At 67.7% G+C, this 17,260-nt stretch carries 15 protein-coding genes; 7 read left to right on the forward strand and 8 right to left on the reverse strand.

All coding sequences use genetic code 11. From position 1 onward, the window contains the following. Positions 1-87 precede the first annotated feature (87 nt). From AC3WJB_RS13535 to AC3WJB_RS13555, 5 genes are all read left to right on the forward strand, one after another. Complete coding sequence (locus AC3WJB_RS13535; protein WP_492682388.1) at positions 88-1,710, forward strand: M48 family metalloprotease; 1,623 nt, start codon at positions 88-90, stop codon at positions 1,708-1,710. 91 nt (positions 1,711-1,801) lie between these two features. Continuing rightward, the gene (locus AC3WJB_RS13540) at positions 1,802-3,913 is read left to right on the forward strand and encodes an FUSC family protein (RefSeq protein WP_492682390.1); all 2,112 of its coding nucleotides are present in this window, start codon (positions 1,802-1,804) and stop codon (positions 3,911-3,913) included. 53 nt (positions 3,914-3,966) lie between these two features. Next, positions 3,967-4,503, forward strand: coding sequence for a hypothetical protein (locus AC3WJB_RS13545; RefSeq protein ID WP_492682392.1), 537 nt, complete (start codon positions 3,967-3,969; stop codon positions 4,501-4,503). Positions 4,504-4,616: 113 nt separating this feature from the next. Beyond that, positions 4,617-5,894, forward strand: coding sequence for a kynureninase (gene kynU, locus AC3WJB_RS13550; protein WP_492682394.1), 1,278 nt, complete (start codon positions 4,617-4,619; stop codon positions 5,892-5,894). 68 nt (positions 5,895-5,962) lie between these two features. Further along, the gene (locus AC3WJB_RS13555; RefSeq protein ID WP_492682396.1) at positions 5,963-6,463 is read left to right on the forward strand and encodes a pyridoxamine 5'-phosphate oxidase family protein; all 501 of its coding nucleotides are present in this window, start codon (positions 5,963-5,965) and stop codon (positions 6,461-6,463) included. 123 nt (positions 6,464-6,586) lie between these two features. Here the strand turns inward: AC3WJB_RS13555 and argH are convergent, their stop codons facing one another. The 8 genes from argH to AC3WJB_RS13595 all read right to left on the reverse strand — a co-directional run bounded on the left by argH (position 6,587) and on the right by AC3WJB_RS13595 (position 15,197). Then, positions 6,587-7,882, reverse strand: a complete 1,296-nt coding sequence (argH, locus tag AC3WJB_RS13560; RefSeq protein ID WP_492682398.1) for an argininosuccinate lyase — start codon at positions 7,880-7,882, stop codon at positions 6,587-6,589. A gap of 52 nt (positions 7,883-7,934) precedes the next feature. Next, the gene (argC, locus tag AC3WJB_RS13565) at positions 7,935-8,924 is read right to left on the reverse strand and encodes an N-acetyl-gamma-glutamyl-phosphate reductase (RefSeq protein WP_492682400.1); all 990 of its coding nucleotides are present in this window, start codon (positions 8,922-8,924) and stop codon (positions 7,935-7,937) included. Next, positions 8,921-10,195: an acetylglutamate kinase gene (locus AC3WJB_RS13570; protein ID WP_492683207.1), complete on the reverse strand. Its 1,275-nt coding sequence runs from the start codon at positions 10,193-10,195 to the stop codon at positions 8,921-8,923. Before AC3WJB_RS13570 ends, argC begins: the two co-directional genes overlap by 4 nt. Positions 10,196-10,337: 142 nt before the next feature. After that, the gene (locus AC3WJB_RS13575; RefSeq protein WP_492682402.1) at positions 10,338-11,471 is read right to left on the reverse strand and encodes an acetylornithine deacetylase; all 1,134 of its coding nucleotides are present in this window, start codon (positions 11,469-11,471) and stop codon (positions 10,338-10,340) included. Then, positions 11,468-12,661: an argininosuccinate synthase gene (locus AC3WJB_RS13580; RefSeq protein WP_492682404.1), complete on the reverse strand. Its 1,194-nt coding sequence runs from the start codon at positions 12,659-12,661 to the stop codon at positions 11,468-11,470. Before AC3WJB_RS13580 ends, AC3WJB_RS13575 begins: the two co-directional genes overlap by 4 nt. 29 nt (positions 12,662-12,690) lie before the next feature. Then, positions 12,691-13,167: an OsmC family protein gene (locus AC3WJB_RS13585; RefSeq protein ID WP_492682406.1), complete on the reverse strand. Its 477-nt coding sequence runs from the start codon at positions 13,165-13,167 to the stop codon at positions 12,691-12,693. A gap of 51 nt (positions 13,168-13,218) precedes the next feature. Next, positions 13,219-14,223 carry an N-acetylornithine carbamoyltransferase gene (locus tag AC3WJB_RS13590; RefSeq protein ID WP_492682408.1) on the reverse strand — a complete coding sequence of 335 codons (1,005 nt, stop codon included), beginning with the start codon at positions 14,221-14,223 and terminating at the stop codon, positions 13,219-13,221. A 437-nt stretch (positions 14,224-14,660) separates the two neighbouring features. Then, the gene (locus AC3WJB_RS13595) at positions 14,661-15,197 is read right to left on the reverse strand and encodes a glycine zipper 2TM domain-containing protein (protein WP_492682410.1); all 537 of its coding nucleotides are present in this window, start codon (positions 15,195-15,197) and stop codon (positions 14,661-14,663) included. 166 nt (positions 15,198-15,363) lie between these two features. On the opposite strand from AC3WJB_RS13595, the gene cysS reads away from it, so the two are divergent. Both cysS and AC3WJB_RS13605 read left to right on the forward strand, forming a co-directional pair. Beyond that, positions 15,364-16,734, forward strand: coding sequence for a cysteine--tRNA ligase (gene cysS, locus AC3WJB_RS13600; RefSeq protein ID WP_492682412.1), 1,371 nt, complete (start codon positions 15,364-15,366; stop codon positions 16,732-16,734). A gap of 56 nt (positions 16,735-16,790) precedes the next feature. After that, positions 16,791-17,222: a SufE family protein gene (locus AC3WJB_RS13605; protein WP_492682414.1), complete on the forward strand. Its 432-nt coding sequence runs from the start codon at positions 16,791-16,793 to the stop codon at positions 17,220-17,222. The last annotated feature ends 38 nt before the right edge of the window (positions 17,223-17,260 follow it).

The following is a 17,260-nucleotide window of genomic DNA, read 5'->3' on the forward strand; positions in this document are numbered from 1 at the left end:
ATGGGGCCGCGCAGGGCCACACTCAAGACGCCACGAAGTGGAACCGAAACCAGTACAGGGGGTCAAGATGGTATGGTTTCACAGCATATGCACAAGCCTCTACGACGCGTCGGGCTGCGGCTGCCGACGGCGCTCATCTGCGCCGCGCTGAGCTTCGTGGCCGGCGCCCAACAGGACGCACGGTTGCCGGACCTGGGCAGCTCCGCGAACGCCTTGATCTCGCCGCAGGAAGCACAGGACTACGGCGCCTCCATGCTGCGGCAGATGCGCGCGCTGAACATGGTGGTCGACGACCCGTTGCTGGATGACTACATCAGCGACCTCGGCTACCGGCTGGCCGCGAACAGCGCCAAGCCAAAGGACCACTTCGCGTTCTTCGTGGTCAAGGATCCGGAAATCAACGCGTTTGCCGCGCCTGGCGGCTACATCGCCGTCAACTCCGGCCTGATGGTCATCACGCGCAACGAGAGCGAGCTGGCGGGGGTCATCGCGCACGAAATCGGCCACATCACCCAGAACCACCTGCAGCGCGCCTTCGAGGCCTCGAAGAAGGACGCGCCGCTGATGGCGCTGGTGCTGCTGGGCGCGGTCCTGGCCGGTGCCAGCAACAACAGCGGTGATGCGCCCATGGCCGTGCTGGCGGGCGGCCAGGGGCTGATTGCTCAAAGGTCGATCAACTTCACCCGCAAGGACGAGATCGAAGCCGACCGCGTCGGCATCCAGACCCTGGCCAATGCGGGCTTCGACCCGAACGCGATGGCCGACTTCTTCCAGCACATGGCCGACGTGACCAGCGCCAATGCCGGCGAGAACGAAGTCCCCTCCATGCTGCAGACCCACCCGGTGACCACGATGCGCATCAGCGACGCCAAGGCGCGCGCCGGCGCCCTGATTGCCGAGCAAAAGCTACGTCCCGACTCGACGATCGGCAACAAGCGCGAGTGGCAGGAAAACACCGCGCCCATCGCCTACGTCAAAGACGCGACCACGCTGCTGCCAGCGCACGTGACGGGCGACCCCGGCACGTACGTCTTGATGCGCGAGCGCGTGCGCGTGCTGGCTGGCAATCCAGTCACGCTGGCCACCTACTACAGTTCAAACCTGGCGGATCGCACCGCCTTCAATACGCCCGCGAACCACTACGGCTATGCGCTGGCGCTCATCCGCAGCGGCCGCGCGGCACAGGCGATCGGGCAACTGCAACCACTGCTGCAGGCGCATCCGGATAACCTGGTCCTGGATCTGGCCATGGCCGAGGCCCGCCTGCAGGCCGGCCAGCGCGCTGCAGCCCTGGCCATCTACAACAAGCTCAACGCCCGCTCGCCACGCAACCGCGCGGTGGCGTTGGCCTATGCCAACGCGCTCACCATGGCCGGCGACAAGGCCCAGGGCGCCCTGGCGGCCGGTCTGCTGCGCCCGCTGCTGGACGATGCCACCGAGCCGGAAATCTACAATGCCTACGCCCGCGCCAGTGAAAAGGCCGGCGACAGCATTCGCGCTGGCGAGGCCTTTGCTGACGCCAGTTATTACTCCGGGCGCCCCTACGACGCCATGGAGCAGCTCAAGCGCATGCTCAAGCGCGACGACCTGGACTATTACGCCCGCGCCCGCATCCAGGCCCGCATCACCGAGCTGACCCCGCTGCTGCTGGAGTTGCACAAGCGCAACGTGAAGACCGCGGACAGCCCGGACACCGGCCCCACCCAGTAGGGCATCCAACAAGGGGGGTCCGCCCACGCAAGGGCCCCTGCAGGCACAATGCCCGGACCCTTCGCTGCCGCTACGCGCACCTGGATCGCCCATGTCTGCCAGCGCCTATTCCCTGCGCGCCCAAGCCGTCGATACCGTGCTGCGCATCAAGCGGCCCGATGTGCCGCTGCCGGTGGGGCTGCGCAATACGCTGGCGGTGGTGCTGCCGCTTGCGGCGGGGCTGGCCAGCGGACACCTGCAAGCCGGGCTGGGCGTTGCCGCCGGCGCCTTGAACACGATGTTCTCGGACCAACCGGGGCCGTATCGGCAGCGCCTGCGCAATTCGTTGCTGTCCACGGCCGCGGCCGGCCTCGCCGCCCTGCTCGGCTTCCTCATCGGCGACATGTGGTTGCCGATGCTGCTGGCGGTGGCGGCATTTGGGTTCTTCGGTGGCCTGTTGGTGGTCTTCGGCACCAACACGGCCCGCGTCGGCATGACCAGCATCATCCTTTTGGTGGTGACCGCCGCCATGCCGACCGACCCCACCCAGGCGCTCGGTGGCGCCGCCTTGATTGCCTGCGGTGGCCTGCTGCTTACCGCCTTCTCGCTTGCAGCATGGCCTTTGCAGCGCTATGGACCCGAGCGCCAGGCCCTGGCCGCGGTGTTTGCCGAGCTGGCTCAACTGGCCCGGCAAACGACGGCCCAGGATGACGACGTGCCGGCGCTCAGCGATTCCATCACCACCCTGCAGCACACCCTGCTCGGCCGCCATCGCGCCCGCGGTCGGGCCATGGAGGCGTTCACCGTGCTGCTCGAGCTGGCCGAGCGCATCCGCCTGGAATTGACTGCACAGGCCAACGATGGCGAGCTGACCGCCATCGCCGCCCCGTGGCGCGAACAGGCCGCGCGGGTGCTCGACGCCGTTGCCGAGGCGCTCAAGCAGGGTGTCGCACCGGAACCGGCCACGCGGGCACTGGCCGCGCTGCAAGCCCAGGAACAGGCGCTGTTCGAACGCGCCGGCCTGGACGCCGCCACTGCGGTGCGCATGCACGCCCTCGCCGGCGAACTGGGCGCGGCGGTGCGCAACGCCAACTGGGCCGGCGGGCGCGGCGAAGTGCGCGCCCGCTCGGCCGAAATCCTGCTGCCCGAGGCTTTGCGCGGCAACGCCGGCTGGCCCACCTTGCGGGCCAACCTGACCCCGCGCTCGGTCGCCTTCCGCCACGCCGTGCGCACCGCAGCCTGCCTGGTGCTGGCCCTGGGCGCCGCGCGGCTGTGGCAACTGCCGCACGGCTACTGGCTGCCCATGACGGTCGCCATCGTGCTGCGCGCCGACTTTGCCGCCACGTTCAAATTTGGCCTGCTGCGCGTGCTCGGCACCCTCCTCGGCCTGGTGCTGACCTCCGCGCTGCTGCACCTAGTGCCGCACGACCAGTGGGCGCACCTGCTGTTGCTGGCCTCGCTGTGCCTCGCCTTCCGACTGCTTGCCGGCGCGCACTACGGCATCGCGGTGGCGGCCCTGACCGGCACGGTGGTGATCCTGCTGTCCTTCGAGGGCGTGCCGCCCGGCGACGCCGTCCTCGACCGCACGCTCAACACGACCCTGGGCTGTGCCCTGGCCTTGCTGGCCTACGCCGTCTGGCCAACCTGGGAGCGCACCCGCACGCGCGGTCGCCAGGCCGAGATGCTGGAAGCCTATGCCGGCTATCTGCGCGCCCTGGCCCGGCCCGACGAGCCCGCCGGCACCCGCCGCGAAGCGCGCACGGCCGCGCGCACCGCGCGCAGCAATGCCCAGGCTTCGATCGAGCGCATGCGCGGCGAACCGGTCACTGCACCGGGAGTGCTGCCACTCGCCGAGGCCCTGTTTGCCAACGGCAACCGCCTGGCCCGCAGCGCCATGACGCTGGAAGCGGTGTTCAGCGACTTCGCCACGCTGCCGGACGAGGCTGGCACCTGCCAGTTCGTGGACACCTTGGCCGACACCGTGCAACAGGTCGCCGCCGCGGTGCGTGAGCAGCACGGCATTGATGCACCACCCGAACTGCGGGCGCGGCAACGCGAACTGGGCCGACTCCTGCCGCAAGCCTGCACGGATGCCGCCGCCTGCGAGGCCTGGCTGCGCATCAGCGACCGTCTCGTCGACAACGTGGACACGCTGATCCACGTCGTCAATCGCCATCAGCAGGAATTGACGGCGGCTGCACCTGTCACCGCGGCGCCAGCGTGAATGCGGCAGGCAAACGCTGCTATCGTCAGGCCTCGACTACCCACGGAACCGTCATGAGCTTGTCCCATCGTCTCGCCGCGATCGCCGCGGCAATCCTCCTCGCGCTGGCGGGCATCGGCCCTGTCCTCGCTGCCGAGGTGAGCATGGCCGGTGGCGCCATCCGCTTCCACACTCCCGACCACTGGCAGGACATCATGCAGACCGAGGGCGACCCCGAAGCCCGGGTCTTCCAGGTGCCTGATCCCTCGCCTACCGGCAAGAACAACCTCGCCCGGGTCACGGTCACCGTCACCCAGGCGCCCAACGTCGCCAGCTTCAACGAGTACCGGGCAGCGGCGGAGGCCAAGGCCAAGCTGCTGCCGGGCTACCGGGCCCCCGACAGCACGCGGGCGCCAAACGAAGCCGCCTACAGCGCAAACGAGAACGGCACCGAATTCAGCTATGTCGAGCACTATTGGTTCAAGCCGGGCCACGCGATCCAGTTGCGCTGCGTACGCCCCGCACAGAGCGAGGCCGGCAGCAAGTGGACTGCCAGCTTCGACCGGGACTGCAGCGCGCTGGCCGCACAGCTCAAACCATTCGGAGCGTGAAGCCACCGCCAGCGTGACGCCCCAGGCGCCGCACGCTGGCGCGTGTATGCGCTGCCGCCCACTGCCGCGTGCAACGCGAGGGACAACCCACCGAGGCCAAACGGAGACCACCCATGCCCGCAGCTTTCGAAGCCACTTCCGCCTGGGCCGCTGCCCAGGACGCTGCCGATCCACTGGGGCCGCTGCGTGCCGAGTTCCTGATACCGGTACGCGGCAACCGCGACTGCGTGTATCTGTGCGGCAATTCGCTGGGCCTGCAGCCACGCGCGGCGCGTGCGACGGTCGAGGCCGAGCTCACGCGTTGGGCCGAGCTGGGTGTCGAGGGCCACTTCAAGGGCGACCCGGCGTGGCTGGGCTACCACGCCTCGGTGCGCGACGAGCTCGCCACGATCGTCGGCGCCCAGCCCGGCGAGGTGGTGGCCATGAACACGCTGGGCGTCAACCTGCACCTGCTATTGGCCAGTTTTTACCGGCCCACGACCGAGCGCCCGGCAATCGTGATCGAGGCTGGCGCCTTCCCCACCGATCGTTATGCCGTTGAATCGCAAATTCGCTGGCACGGATACGATCCGGCCAGCGCCTTGATCGCCATCGAAGGCGACGAGACGCACGGCACGCTGAGCATGGCAGCGATCGAACGCACGCTGGCGCAGCACGGCGCGCGCACGGCCCTCGTACTGCTGCCTGGCGTGCAATACCGCACCGGCCAGGCGTTCGACCTGGCGGCCATCACCGCACTGGCACACCGCCATGGCTGCGCGGTCGGCTTCGACCTGGCGCACGCCGTCGGCAACGTGGCCCTGGACCTGCATGGGAGCGGCGCGGATTTTGCGGTCTGGTGCAGCTACAAGTACCTGAACGCCGGCCCCGGCGCCGTGGCGGGTGCCTTCGTCCATGAGCGGCACGCGCACGCCACCGACTTGCCGCGGCTGGCCGGCTGGTGGGGCCACGACCAGGCCACGCGCTTCCTCATGCCCGACACCTTCAGTCCCATGCCCGGAGCCGAGGGTTGGCAATTATCCAACCCGCCCATCCTGTCGCTGGCCCCGCTGCGCGCCTCGCTGGCGCTCTTCCGGCGCGCCGGCATGCCTGCGCTCTGCGCCAAATCACGCCGGCTCACCGGTTACCTGGAATGGCTGGTGCAAACCCAACTCGCAGGGACGCTCGAAGTGCTGACCCCGGCCGCGCCCGCGCGGCGCGGCGCGCAGCTCTCCATCCGCGTCTCGGCCGGGCGCGAACCCGGCCGCGCCTTGTTCGAGCGCCTCTTGGCGAACGGCTTCGCCCTCGACTGGCGTGAGCCAGACGTGATCCGCGTCGCGCCCGCGCCGCTGTACAACCGCTACGCCGACTGCCTGGCCTTTACCCAGGCGGTGCGGGCATGGAGCCGCTGACGGTGCGCCCTTCATCCAGCCTTGATCTGTCTCCCACGAAACTCGCGTTTTCCGCTCCGAGGACAAGCATGAAGAACCAAGCGCCGGCCAACACCGATCTGTACCAGTTGGGTGAACTCATCGCGCCTATCCAGGTGGGCATGCTGACTACCCACGCTGCGGACGGCTCATTGGTCAGTCGCCCGCTGCAGACGCTCAAGCTCGACGACCATGGGGAACTGCTCTTCTTCACCTCCATCAAGAGCCACAAGGTCGACGAGCTGACCACCGACGCCACCGTGAACCTCGCCTACGCCGCGCCATGCGAGCAGCGCTACGTTTCAGTGCGCGGTCGCGCACGCATGGATCGCGACGAGGACACCATTGCGGAACTCTGGTCGCCGGGGCAGAGAATTTTCTTCCCCGACGGCAAGGACGACGCCAACCTCATGGTGCTGCGCATCCGCGTGCAGGACGCCAGCTATTGGGAAACAGCCGGCAACGTGGTCACCCGCGCGTTCGACTTCGCCCGCGGCATGCTGGACGAGGCGCCCAGCGACCTCGGCAAGCACGGCCACCTGCGAGGCTGATACGGAATAACCTTCCTTCGCCAGCTTGCGATCGGCAAGCCACGGCACCAAGCCGTGGGCGGGAGGGCGCTCGTCGGATCCGCCGCGCTGCCGCGGCGAGGTGTGGGCGTCCGGGCCGCCCACTCAGCCGTCGAGTTCGCGCAGGCGACCGCGCAGCAGCTCCAGGCGCGAATCACCGCTGGCGCCGGGCGAGTTGCGTGCAGCCAGGCTGGCCTCGGGAGTGCGCCCCGCGCCGGCGGTGGCGATCGCCGCGGCCGCGGCGCGGTAGGCCTCGCGGAACGGCACGCCGGCGGCGGCCTGCTCGATCGCGACGTCGGTCGCATACATGGCCGGCTCGATCGCCGAACGCATGCGCGCCTCGTTCCACTGCAGCCGCCTCAACAGGTCCGGGACGAGCGCCAGCGCCGCCAGCCCGTGCGTGACGCCGTGGAACAGCGAACCCTTGGACAACTGCAGATCCCGCTGGTAGCCGGACGGCAGCGACAACAGCTGCTCGATCTCGCAACGCGCCGCCGCCACGGTGGCATAGCTGGCACGCAGCATTTCCACCACGTCCGGGTTGCGCTTGTTCGGCATGATCGAGCTGCCGGTGGTGTATTCAGGCGGCAGATGCACGAAGCCGAACTCGGCCGTAGTGAAGAGCGACAAATCCCAGGCCAGGCGGCGCAGGTCGAGGAGCGCGCTGGCGAGCGCCTCGAGCGCGGCCATCTCGAACTTGCCGCGCGATAGCTGCGCGTACACTGGACTGATCTGCATGCGCGCAAAACCCAGCGCTTGCGTGGTGTAGTCGCGGTCGAGCGGAAGATTGACACCGTAGCCGGCCGCCGTGCCCAGCGGGTTGGCGTCGATCCACGCCGCGGTGTGCCGGGCGCGTACGGCATCGTCGACGAAACCCTCGGCAAAGCCCGCGAACCACATCGAGGTGGACGACACCACGGCCCGCTGCAGGTGCGTGTAGCCTGGCAAGGGCTGCGCGGGCTGTGCCGCCCGCTCGAGGCACACTGCCGCGATCGCACGGCAATGCTGCTGCAACGTCGCCAATCGCTCCCTCAGCCACAGGCGCGTGGCCACCAGGATCTGGTCGTTGCGACTACGCCCGGTGTGGACGCGGCGGCCGGCGTCGCCAAGGCGCTCGGTCAGGCGTGCCTCGATCGCCGAATGGCCGTCCTCGTAGCGCTCGTCGAGCACGAAGGTGCCAGCCTGGAAATCGGTGGCCAAGGCATCGAGCTCACGCACGAGCGCGTCGCGTTCGGCGCCACTGATCACGCCGATGCGGGCCAAGCCCTCCACGTGCGCCTTGCTGGCGACAATGTCGTAGGCGAAAAACTCGCGGTCGAGCAGCACATCGTTGCCGGCCAGGAATTGCATGATGCGCTCGTCGATCCGGGTATCGGCCTTTTGCCACAGGGGTTGGGTCATGGTGGTCCCATTGCGCAGTTGTAGGTAGGTGCTGGAGCCGACTTGCGGGCCGTTACGGAGCCGCTGCCGGGATATCGAGCGGGATCGCCGTATCTTCATCCAGACCCAATGCCAGGTTGATGTTCTGCATCGCCTGTGTCGCGGCGCCCTTGAGCAGGTTGTCCAGCGTCGCCACCACGACCACGCGCCGCCCATCCGGGGCCACCGCAAAGCCGCCGATCTCGGCGTATTGCCGGCCGGCAACGCGGCTCACCCATGGCGTCTCGTCGAGGACTTTGACCAGCGGCTCGCCGGCATAGGCATCGGTAAAACGCCGCATGACCTCGGCGCGCGTCAGCGGCTGCGACAGGTAGAGGTTCGCCGTCACCATCAGGCCGCGGAAGTGGGGCGCGACGTGCGGCATGAACTCCACCGGCAAGCCCAGTTGGAAGGCCGCCTCGCGCTCATGACCATGGCCCACCAGCGCATACGGAATGACGTTGTCGTGCAGCTTGGCCGGATCGTTTTTGTCCGAGGGCGTGGTCCCGGCGCCGGAATAGCCGGAGACGCCGAAGCAGACGGGCGGCGCCGCCAGCAGATCCTTGAGCGGCGCGACCGCAAGCTGCATGGCCGTCGCGTAGCAGCCGGGATTGCTGATGCGCCGCTCGCCGTGCCAGCGCTTGCGCGTCAGCTCTGGCAAGCCGTAATACCAGCGTGCATCGAAACGGTAATCGGCGGACAAGTCCACGATGATGGGATCGGCGCCAGCGGCATCGAACGCGGCGACGCAGGTCGCGGCCTGGCCGTTGGGCAAGGCCAGCACCACGATATCGGCACCAAGCGCCGGCAGCTCGGCAGGCTCGGGCGCGCTGTAGCACAGGTCGCCGTGGAAATCCGGGAGGTGGGCATCGACGCGCTGCCCGGCCAGGGCACGCGACGCCACGTACTGCAACTTCAGGCGGTGATGGCCGGCCACCAGGCGGATCAGTTCGGCGCCGGCGTAACCGCGCGCGCCGACGATGCCCACGGCAAGCTGCTGCGTGTCCGGCGTCGGCGCGTTCATCGGCTTGGCTCCTGCAGGGTTGGCGCACGCTGCGCGCAATGCGCGACGCAACGCTCGATGTCGGCAAAATCATCCATGCCGTACCAGAAGACCTTCCAGCGCGCCTGCTTGAAGCAGCCGTCGGACTCGGCATAGTAGAAATGGTTGATACGGTTGCCGTGGCTGGAGCGCCAGAACAAGCGCGGATGCTCCGCACGCATGACCTGCCACACGGCGCGACCAAGCCCTTCGCCCTGGGCGTCGTCCAGCACCGCGAACTTGTCGAGATAGGTGAGGCCACCCTCGTCGGTGAGCACCATGGCCGCACGGTAGTTCTCGCTCACGTACACGCAGCACGGCCGCGTGCGCGTGAAGTAGTCGGCGACGAGCCGGCGGCCAAAGCTCGACTCGATCAAGGCACGCAGGCGCGGCTGGTCCACGCCGTCCCAGGAATCAAAGCGCAGCACGCGCTCGCCACGCCGCACCAGGGTGCCCGAACCTTTGTGCGTGAAGAGCTCTTTGGCGAGCTCGGATGGCCGGGTGATCGACACCGACGAGGACAACGGCAGGTCCGCCAGCAGCTGCGCGATCTGCTCGATCTTCAGGCGCATGCCACCGGCAAGCCACGGCTGGGCCAGCAGCGCGGCGTACTCCGTGCTGAGATTGATTGAATCGATCACCTTGCCGTTGCCATCCAGCAGTCCGCCGGTACCGGTGAGGAAGACAATCTTGTAGGGCTGCAGCGCGCGCACCAGCTCGTTGGCGGCGAAATCCGCGTTGATGTTGAGGATCTGCCCGGATTCGGTCTCGCCGAGGCTGGCGATCACCGGGATCGAACCCGCGCGCAGGCTGGTCTCGATGGCCGCCAGGTTGATCGCGGCAACCTTGCCGACCAGGCCATAGGTGGCCGGATCGAGCTGGCTGGCGGTGAACACCCCCGAAGGCACTGAGGTGGCGCGCGTGCCGGTGCCCTGCAAGGCCTCGACCAGGCGCAGGTTCTGCTTCTGGAACACGCGGCGGACAATCGCCAACGCGGGCGCCGAGGTGACCCGCAAGCCATCGACGGTGTGTTTCTCGATGCCGGCGGCGGCGAGCTCCTCGTCCAGTTGCGGACCGGCACCGTGCAGCACGATCGGCGTCAGCCCGACCTGCTGCAGGAAGGTCAAGGACGAAACCAGCGCCGGCAGGTCGTCACGCAGTACCGCGCCGCCGACCTTGACCAGGGCGAAGCGCTTGGCATCGAGCTGCGAGAAGCGCTTCAGGTACTGGTCGATCTCCTTGGCGCTGCCCATCGCCGACAGCAGGCGCACGATGGTCTGGCGCGTGCTGGGACTGCCGATCGCCGCGCGCTGCGTCTCCCGCGGCAATCCCGCGGTGACGGCCAGTGCCGCGTTGCCGTCGAGAAGCAACCCGCTCGCCTGTCCCATATCCTGCTCAAGCCTGTTCATGGTGCACGATCCGCTGAAGGGTTGACGCGTAGCGCTGCAGTTCTTCCAGCGCCACCCATTCGTCCGCGCTGTGGGCCTGCGCGATGTTGCCGGGGCCGTAGACGAGGGCGACGTAGCCGGCGGCGGAAAACAATGCCGCCTCGGTCCAGAAGTCCACTGCCGGCCCGACCGGCAGCGCCAGCTCATCGGCCAGTCGCCGGGCACGCTGGCGGTCTTCTTCCGCTTGCGTCGCGGCGCCGGCCGGCAGAGCCGGGCCGCGGAACGTGGCGACGAATTCGCGCGGCGGCGGCTGCACCAGCGTGCGGAATGTTTCCAGCAGCTGGTCCGGATCGAGATTGGGCAAGGGCCGGCAGCCGAAGCGCACTTCGGCGCTGGGAGCAATCATGTTCGCCTTGATCCCACCCTGGATGACGCCGATGTTGAAACGCAGGCCTTCGAGTTCGCCAAAGCGGTCCTGCGCGTGCGCGGCAACGAAATCCAGCGCCGCACCGCCCCAGCGCACTACCTGATGCAGCGCGCTGTCGGTTGCGCCCTGTGCACCGGAAGCATGCCCGGCGCGGCCAGCGAAGCCCAGGCGCACGGAGAGGATGCCGCGATGCGCCAACACCGCGCGCGCCTGCGTCGGCTCGGCGACGATCACCGCCCGGTAGGGGTGCTCCTCGCGCAGGAAGTTCGCGACGCAGCACGGGTCGCTGCCTTCCTCGTCACTGGAAAACAGCAAAGCCATGTCGCCATCCGTGGCCTGGGCCACCGCCAGCAAGGCCGCGGCGGCGCCCTTGATATCACACGCGCCGAGGCCAATCGCGCGATCGCCGGCAAGGCGCAGCGCATGCGGATCGGCCGTCCACGCCGGCGAATCGGGCACCGTGTCCACGTGCACGTTGAACAGCAGGCGCGGCTTGCCACGCACCGCGTGCAGGGCCACCGAGCCACCGCCGTGATCGGTCACGCGCAGCGTAAAACCGGGAAGCTGGCCGCGCAGGTAGCCGAAGATGCCGTCGGTGTCGATCGCCCGCGGCGGATTGCGCGTGTCAAAGCCGACCAAGGCGCGCAGGTGCACCAGCGTCCGCTGCAGCAACGCATCGCCCGTTTCGACGCTGCTGGCCGCTGGACGGTTCACTGGCGGTTGACCTCGGCCCACAGCGAACTGCTCATGCCGAACAGCTTGATGAAGCCCTCGGCCTCGGCCACGCCCCAGTCCGCCGCCTGCGCATACGTCGCACCGTGCGACGCAAGGATGTGCGGCGACTCGACCGCGATGGCGCCGACACTGCCGCCGTTGGTTTCCAAGGTCACCTCGCCGTCGACCTGCGACTGGCTCGAGGCGAGGAAGACCTCGAGATCGCGCTTCAGCGGATCGTGGAAGAAGCCCTCGTACACCAGCTCCACCCACTTGCGCGCCACGTGGGGCTTGAAGCGGTTCTGCTGCTTGGTGAGCACCGCCTCTTCCAGCGCGCGATGCGCAGCCAGCAGCGCGGCCAGCCCCGGCGCTTCGAAGACAATGCGGCCCTTGAGCCCGATCGTGGTATCGCCGGTATACAGCCCACGACCGACGCCGTATTGCCCGAACAAGCCGTTGAGCCGCGCCAGCAGCACATGGCCGGGCAGCCGCTCGCCGTCCAGCGTCATCGCCTCGCCGCGCTCGAAGCCCAATTTGACGCGCAACGGCATGGACGGCCATTGCGACCGCGGCTTGCACCAGCCGACCGCACCGGCGCCCGGCGCCTGCCAGCGGTCGATCTCGCCGCCAGACATGGTGATGCCAAGCAGGTTCTCGTTGATCGTGTAAGCCTGCTGTTTGCTGCGTACGCCAAAGCCGCGGGCCTCGAGATACTGCTGCTCATAGGCGCGCACCTCGGTGTGTTCCTTCTGGATCTCGCGGATCGGCGCGACGATGTCGTAGCTGCCCTGCGCCTTCACCGCCAGGTCGAAGCGCACCTGGTCGTTGCCCATGCCGGTGCAGCCGTGCGCGATCGCCCGCGTGCCAAGTTCGGCCGCGCGCGCCAGCGCGGCATCGACAATGAGGTAGCGGTCGGAGACGAGCAGCGGATACTGGCCCTGGTAGCCCTCGCCGGCCCAGACAAAGGGCTTGACGAAGCCGCTCCACAAGGACGGGCCACCATCGACCGTGACGTGGCTGGCCACGCCGAGCGCGGCGGCACGCTCTTCGATGAATGCCTTTTCCTCCGCACCGACGCCACCGGTGTCGGCAAACACGGTGTGCACGGCCCAGCCGCGTTCGCGCAGGTAAGGCACGCAAAAACTGGTGTCGAGGCCGCCGGAAAAGGCGAGGACGATATCTTTGGACATGGCGACGGATCCTGATGAGTGGCGTTGATTCAGCTGGCGGCGACCACGGTGCGCGGCTCGCAGCGCACGGGAAAATTCACCGAGTTCGCGATGAAGCAGGCGTGGTGCGCGTCGGCATGCAGGGCCTCGGCCCTGGCGACATCCTCGGCGCGGGTGACGGTCACCTGCGGATGCAGCACCACTTCGGCGAAGTGGCCGCCCTCGCCCTCCTGCAGCATTACCCCCGCGGCGGCGTCCGTGTAGGCGGTCACGACCACGCCCGCCATCGCCGCAACGTGCAGGTAGGACATCATGTGGCAGGCCGACAAGGCCGACACCAGCAGATCCTCGGGATTGTGCCGGCTCGCGTCGCCGCGGAACGCCCGGTCTGACGAACCTGCCAGGGTCGGCTTGCCGGCAATGCGGATGTCATGGTTGCGCGTGTAGCCGCGATAGCTTTGCGTGCCGGTGCCAAGGTTGCCGGTCCAGTCGACCTCGACGCCGTAGTGATGCGTGGTACCCGTCATCGTGCGCGCTCCCGTTGCGTGAATCCGTCATGGCCGACCATCGCTGCCGGCTCAGCCGCCAACCAGCGAAGCCATGACCGCCTTCTGCACGTGCAGGCGGTTCTCCGCTTCGTCGATGGCAATGCACGCGGGCGATTCCATGACCGCGTCGGTCGCCTGCACGTTGCGCCGCAACGGCAGGCAATGGCTGAACAGGCCGCGGTTGGTCAGCGCCATCTTCTGCGCGTCGACGGTGAAGTCCCGATGCGCGTCGCGGATAGGCTTCTCCTCGTCCCAGCGCCCGAAGAACGGCAGCGCACCCCAGCTCTTGGCATAGACCACGTCGGCACCGCGATAGCTTGCTTCCACATCGTGGCTGACCGTGAGCGAGCCGCCGTTCTGCTCCGCGTTCAGACGGCCGTACGCCATGAAGCGCTGATCCAGCACGTATTCCGGCGTCGGGCACAGCAAGGTGACGTCCATCCCCATCTTGGTGGCGATGAGCAAGGCGGAGTTCGCGACCGCCGTATTCAGCGGTTTGGGATGCCAGGTCCAGGTCAGCACGTATTTCTTGTGCCGCAGGTCGCCCAGATGCTCCTGCAGGGCAAGCACGTGGGCAAGCTCCTGGCAGGGGTGGGTGATCGTTTCCATGTTGATCACCGGCACCGTGGCGTAGCGGGCAAAGGCCTTGATCACGCGGTCCTCGCGATCCACTGCCCAGTCCTGGAACTTTGGAAACGCCCGGACCGCGATCAGGTCCACGTAGCGCGACAGCACCTGCGCGACCTCGGCCACATGCTCCTCGCTGTCGCCGTCCATCACCGTGCCCACTTCAAATTCGATGGGCCATGCATCCTTGCCTGGCGACAACACGATCGCGTGCCCGCCCAACTGGTAGGCACCCAACTCGAAGCTGGTCCGCGTGCGCATGGAGGGGTTGAAGAACAGCAAGGCGATCGACTTCCCCGCCAGCTGGCGACCGCCGGGCGAACGCTTGAACTCGGCGGCCTGCGCCAGCAGGGCGTCGATCTCGGCGCGGCTGTAGTCCTGGGTGGTGATGAAGTGGCGGAGGGTCATTGGGTGGTGCTCCGGAGCGGTGGCTGACCGTAAAGGCTGAAGTCACTGGATTCCCGATTTCGCGGGAATGACGGCAAGTTGGAGGTCTCGGCTTGAAACAGGTGAATGGCGTTCGCTTCGAGGAATGAAACGGCCAAAGCAAAAAACCCGGCGCGAGGGCCGGGTTTTCGTCGATACACAAACTACGCGTGCGACTGCCTACCCGGCAAGCTGCCTGCCCGGTCGGCGCGCGCGCGACGTCATGCCCGAAGCAGCACGGGCACTGGTCAGCACGGTGGCGGTGTAGACGGCTGTGGACATGGGGGGCTCCGCACGCAATACGCGCATGATGCCGACAATCCCGCCGCGACGCAACACCGCACATGCAAAAGGCAGTCCGATCACGTCGGCTCACCGCACGCGGGTCAATAGCCCCGGACGGAATCGATCCGGCCGGCTCAGTTTGCCGGCGTGACGCTGACGCGCACGCGCAGACGGTCACCAGGATCGTAGCTCAGGCGCGAGACGTAGACGTCGCCGTGATAGCGGTATTCCACGTCGTAACCGATGATCTGGCGCTGCTCGCTGACCGAGCTGACGGTGCGGCACTGCGTCTGCGTGGATTCGTACGTGCCGCCACGATTGGCCGCCCGGTTCCCCACCGCGCCACCGGCGACAGCACCCAGGACAGTTGCCGCCTTGCGCCCGTCACCCTTGCCGATCGTGTTGCCCAGCACGCCACCTACCACCGCACCCAGCACGGTGCCGGCCGTGGTGTTGCCGCCTTCCTGACGTACCACCGGCTGGTCGTAGCACTCCTGCCGCGGCACTTCGGTGCGGGTGATGCCCTGCACCGGGTCGGCACGCAGCACGTCAGCCCAGCCATAGTGGGCGTTCTCCTCGCTCGGCGGCGACGTGGCATAGCGCCCGTCCTGGGCAAGGGCGCCAGCAGACATCATTGCGAGCACCAGGGTGGAAAGCCAAAGTCTGGTCATGACGACCTCCGAGTTTCGGAGCAGCGCTTGGCTGCGTATGGCAAGCATTGCAGCAAATTCACGCTGAATACACGCTTAGAAGCGCTACCGGCCAAACGCCTTGCTTGCACCTTGTTAAGATGCTGGGCTGCCCGGGCTTACTTATTCACCCAGCCACGGATCACCCATGCCGATTTCGCTCTACAACAGCCTGACCCGCCGCATCGAGGCGTTTGCCCCTGGCGACCCCGGGCGAGTGACGATGTACCTGTGTGGGCCGACCGTCTACAACTACGTGCATATCGGCAACGCCCGCGGCCCGGTGGTGTTTGGCGTGCTGGTGCAGCTGCTGCGCCGCCATTACCCCCAGGTGGTGTACGCGCGCAACATCACCGATATCGACGACAAGATCAACGCGGCAGCTCAGCAGCAAGGCGTGCCGATCAGTGTCATCACCCAGCGTTTCACCCAGATCTACCATGAAGACATGGCCGCCTTGGACGTGGTGGCGCCGGATATCGAACCGCAGGCTACCCGGCACATCCTGCCCATCGTCGCGATGATCGAGGAGTTGCTCGAACGCGGCCATGCCTACGTAAGCGCCGGCCACGTGTTGTTTGCGGTGGCCTCGTTTGCGCAGTACGGCGCCTTGTCCGGACGTGACCCCGAAGAGCTGCTCGCCGGCTCGCGCATCGAGGTCGCCGACTACAAGCGTGATCCCGGCGACTTCGTGCTGTGGAAACCTTCGCCACCAGAGCTGCCGGGGTGGGACAGTCCCTGGGGGCGCGGACGCCCGGGCTGGCATATCGAATGCTCGGCAATGAGCGCCGCCCACCTGGGCCAGACCATCGACATCCACGCCGGCGGCATCGACTTGCTGTTCCCGCATCACGAAAACGAAATCGCACAATCGACCTGTGCCCATGGTGGCCAGCTCTTCGCCCGCTGGTGGCTGCACAACGGCATGCTGACGTTCGACGGCCGCAAGATGTCGAAGTCGCTCGGCAACGTGCTGGTGCTGCACGAACTGCTGCAGCAACACCCGGCCGAGGCCCTGCGCCTGCGGCTGCTGAGCGGTCACTACCGGCAACCCCTGGACTGGTCCGAGGCCGGCATCCGCCAGGCCACGGCCACCCTGGACGGCTGGTACCGCGTGCTGCGCGACATCCGCGACATCCACGTACCAGGGCGGGACACGCCGGTACCGGCGGGGATCGAGGCGGCGTTGTGCGACGACCTCAACACACCGCAAGCATTGGCCGAACTGGCCGAACTGGCCGACCGCGCGCGCCGCGAACGCAGCGCCGCGGCCAAGGCCGAGCTGCTCGCCGGTGGCGCGGCGCTGGGCTTGTTGCGACAGGAGCCGCAAGACTGGTTCCGGCCCGGCGAGAGCGCAGTCGACACCGCGCACGTCGAGGCGCTCCTGCGCGAGCGGCGCGAGGCACGTGAGCGTCGCGACTTCGCTCGCGCCGATGCCTTGCGCGACGAGCTCCACGCGCTGGGCGTGGTCATCGAGGACAGCGCCGCAGGCACGCGCTGGAGCATCATCAAACCTTGACGCAGCCAGCCGGCGCGGTCCCGCCCTACCCAGTTCCAGAGGGGGATAATGCACGCATGAATGCCACCATTTCTTCCAGTGCCGAAGCCGCGCAGCAGGCCATCACCGATGAATTCGCGTTCTTTGGTGATTGGACCGAGCGCTACCAATACCTGATCGACATCGGCAAGGGCCTGGCCGCGTTCCCGGACAAGTGGAAGATCGAGGAGTACCGGATCAGCGGCTGCCAATCCATGGTCTGGCTGGTGCCGAGTGGCGATGCAGCGAGGCTGCATTTCGAGGCAGCCAGCGATTCAGCGATCGTCTCCGGCCTGCTGGCCTTGATCCTGCGCGTATATTCGGACCGACCCGCGGAGGAAATCCTGGCCACCTCGCCTGAGTTCATCGCCACCATCGGCCTGGCCAAGCACTTGTCGCCGACCCGCGCCAACGGCCTGGCGGCAACCCTGGCCAGGGTGAAGGAATACGCGAGCGCCGCGCTGCGCTGACCTTCGACTGGACACCACGAGGCTGTGGGTGCCGGAGC

Source organism: Rhodanobacter sp. FW510-R10, from assembly GCF_058781105.1.

Bases quoted from the DNA above. Each gene is read 5' to 3' on its own strand.
- AC3WJB_RS13590 (WP_492682408.1), bottom strand. From the start codon at position 14,223: ATGACCCTCCGCCACTTCATCACCACCCAGGACTACAGCCGCGCCGAG.
- cysS (WP_492682412.1), top strand. From the start codon at position 15,364: ATGCCGATTTCGCTCTACAACAGCCTGACCCGCCGCATCGAGGCGTTT.
- argH (WP_492682398.1), bottom strand. From the start codon at position 7,882: ATGACCCAACCCCTGTGGCAAAAGGCCGATACCCGGATCGACGAGCGC.
- AC3WJB_RS13545 (WP_492682392.1), top strand. From the start codon at position 3,967: ATGAGCTTGTCCCATCGTCTCGCCGCGATCGCCGCGGCAATCCTCCTC.
- kynU (WP_492682394.1), top strand. From the start codon at position 4,617: ATGCCCGCAGCTTTCGAAGCCACTTCCGCCTGGGCCGCTGCCCAGGAC.
- AC3WJB_RS13540 (WP_492682390.1), top strand. From the start codon at position 1,802: ATGTCTGCCAGCGCCTATTCCCTGCGCGCCCAAGCCGTCGATACCGTG.
- AC3WJB_RS13585 (WP_492682406.1), bottom strand. From the start codon at position 13,167: ATGACGGGTACCACGCATCACTACGGCGTCGAGGTCGACTGGACCGGC.
- AC3WJB_RS13570 (WP_492683207.1), bottom strand. From the start codon at position 10,195: ATGGGCAGCGCCAAGGAGATCGACCAGTACCTGAAGCGCTTCTCGCAG.
- AC3WJB_RS13605 (WP_492682414.1), top strand. From the start codon at position 16,791: ATGAATGCCACCATTTCTTCCAGTGCCGAAGCCGCGCAGCAGGCCATC.
- AC3WJB_RS13555 (WP_492682396.1), top strand. From the start codon at position 5,963: ATGAAGAACCAAGCGCCGGCCAACACCGATCTGTACCAGTTGGGTGAA.
- AC3WJB_RS13595 (WP_492682410.1), bottom strand. From the start codon at position 15,197: ATGACCAGACTTTGGCTTTCCACCCTGGTGCTCGCAATGATGTCTGCT.
- AC3WJB_RS13580 (WP_492682404.1), bottom strand. From the start codon at position 12,661: ATGTCCAAAGATATCGTCCTCGCCTTTTCCGGCGGCCTCGACACCAGT.
- argC (WP_492682400.1), bottom strand. From the start codon at position 8,924: ATGAACGCGCCGACGCCGGACACGCAGCAGCTTGCCGTGGGCATCGTC.
- AC3WJB_RS13535 (WP_492682388.1), top strand. From the start codon at position 88: ATGCACAAGCCTCTACGACGCGTCGGGCTGCGGCTGCCGACGGCGCTC.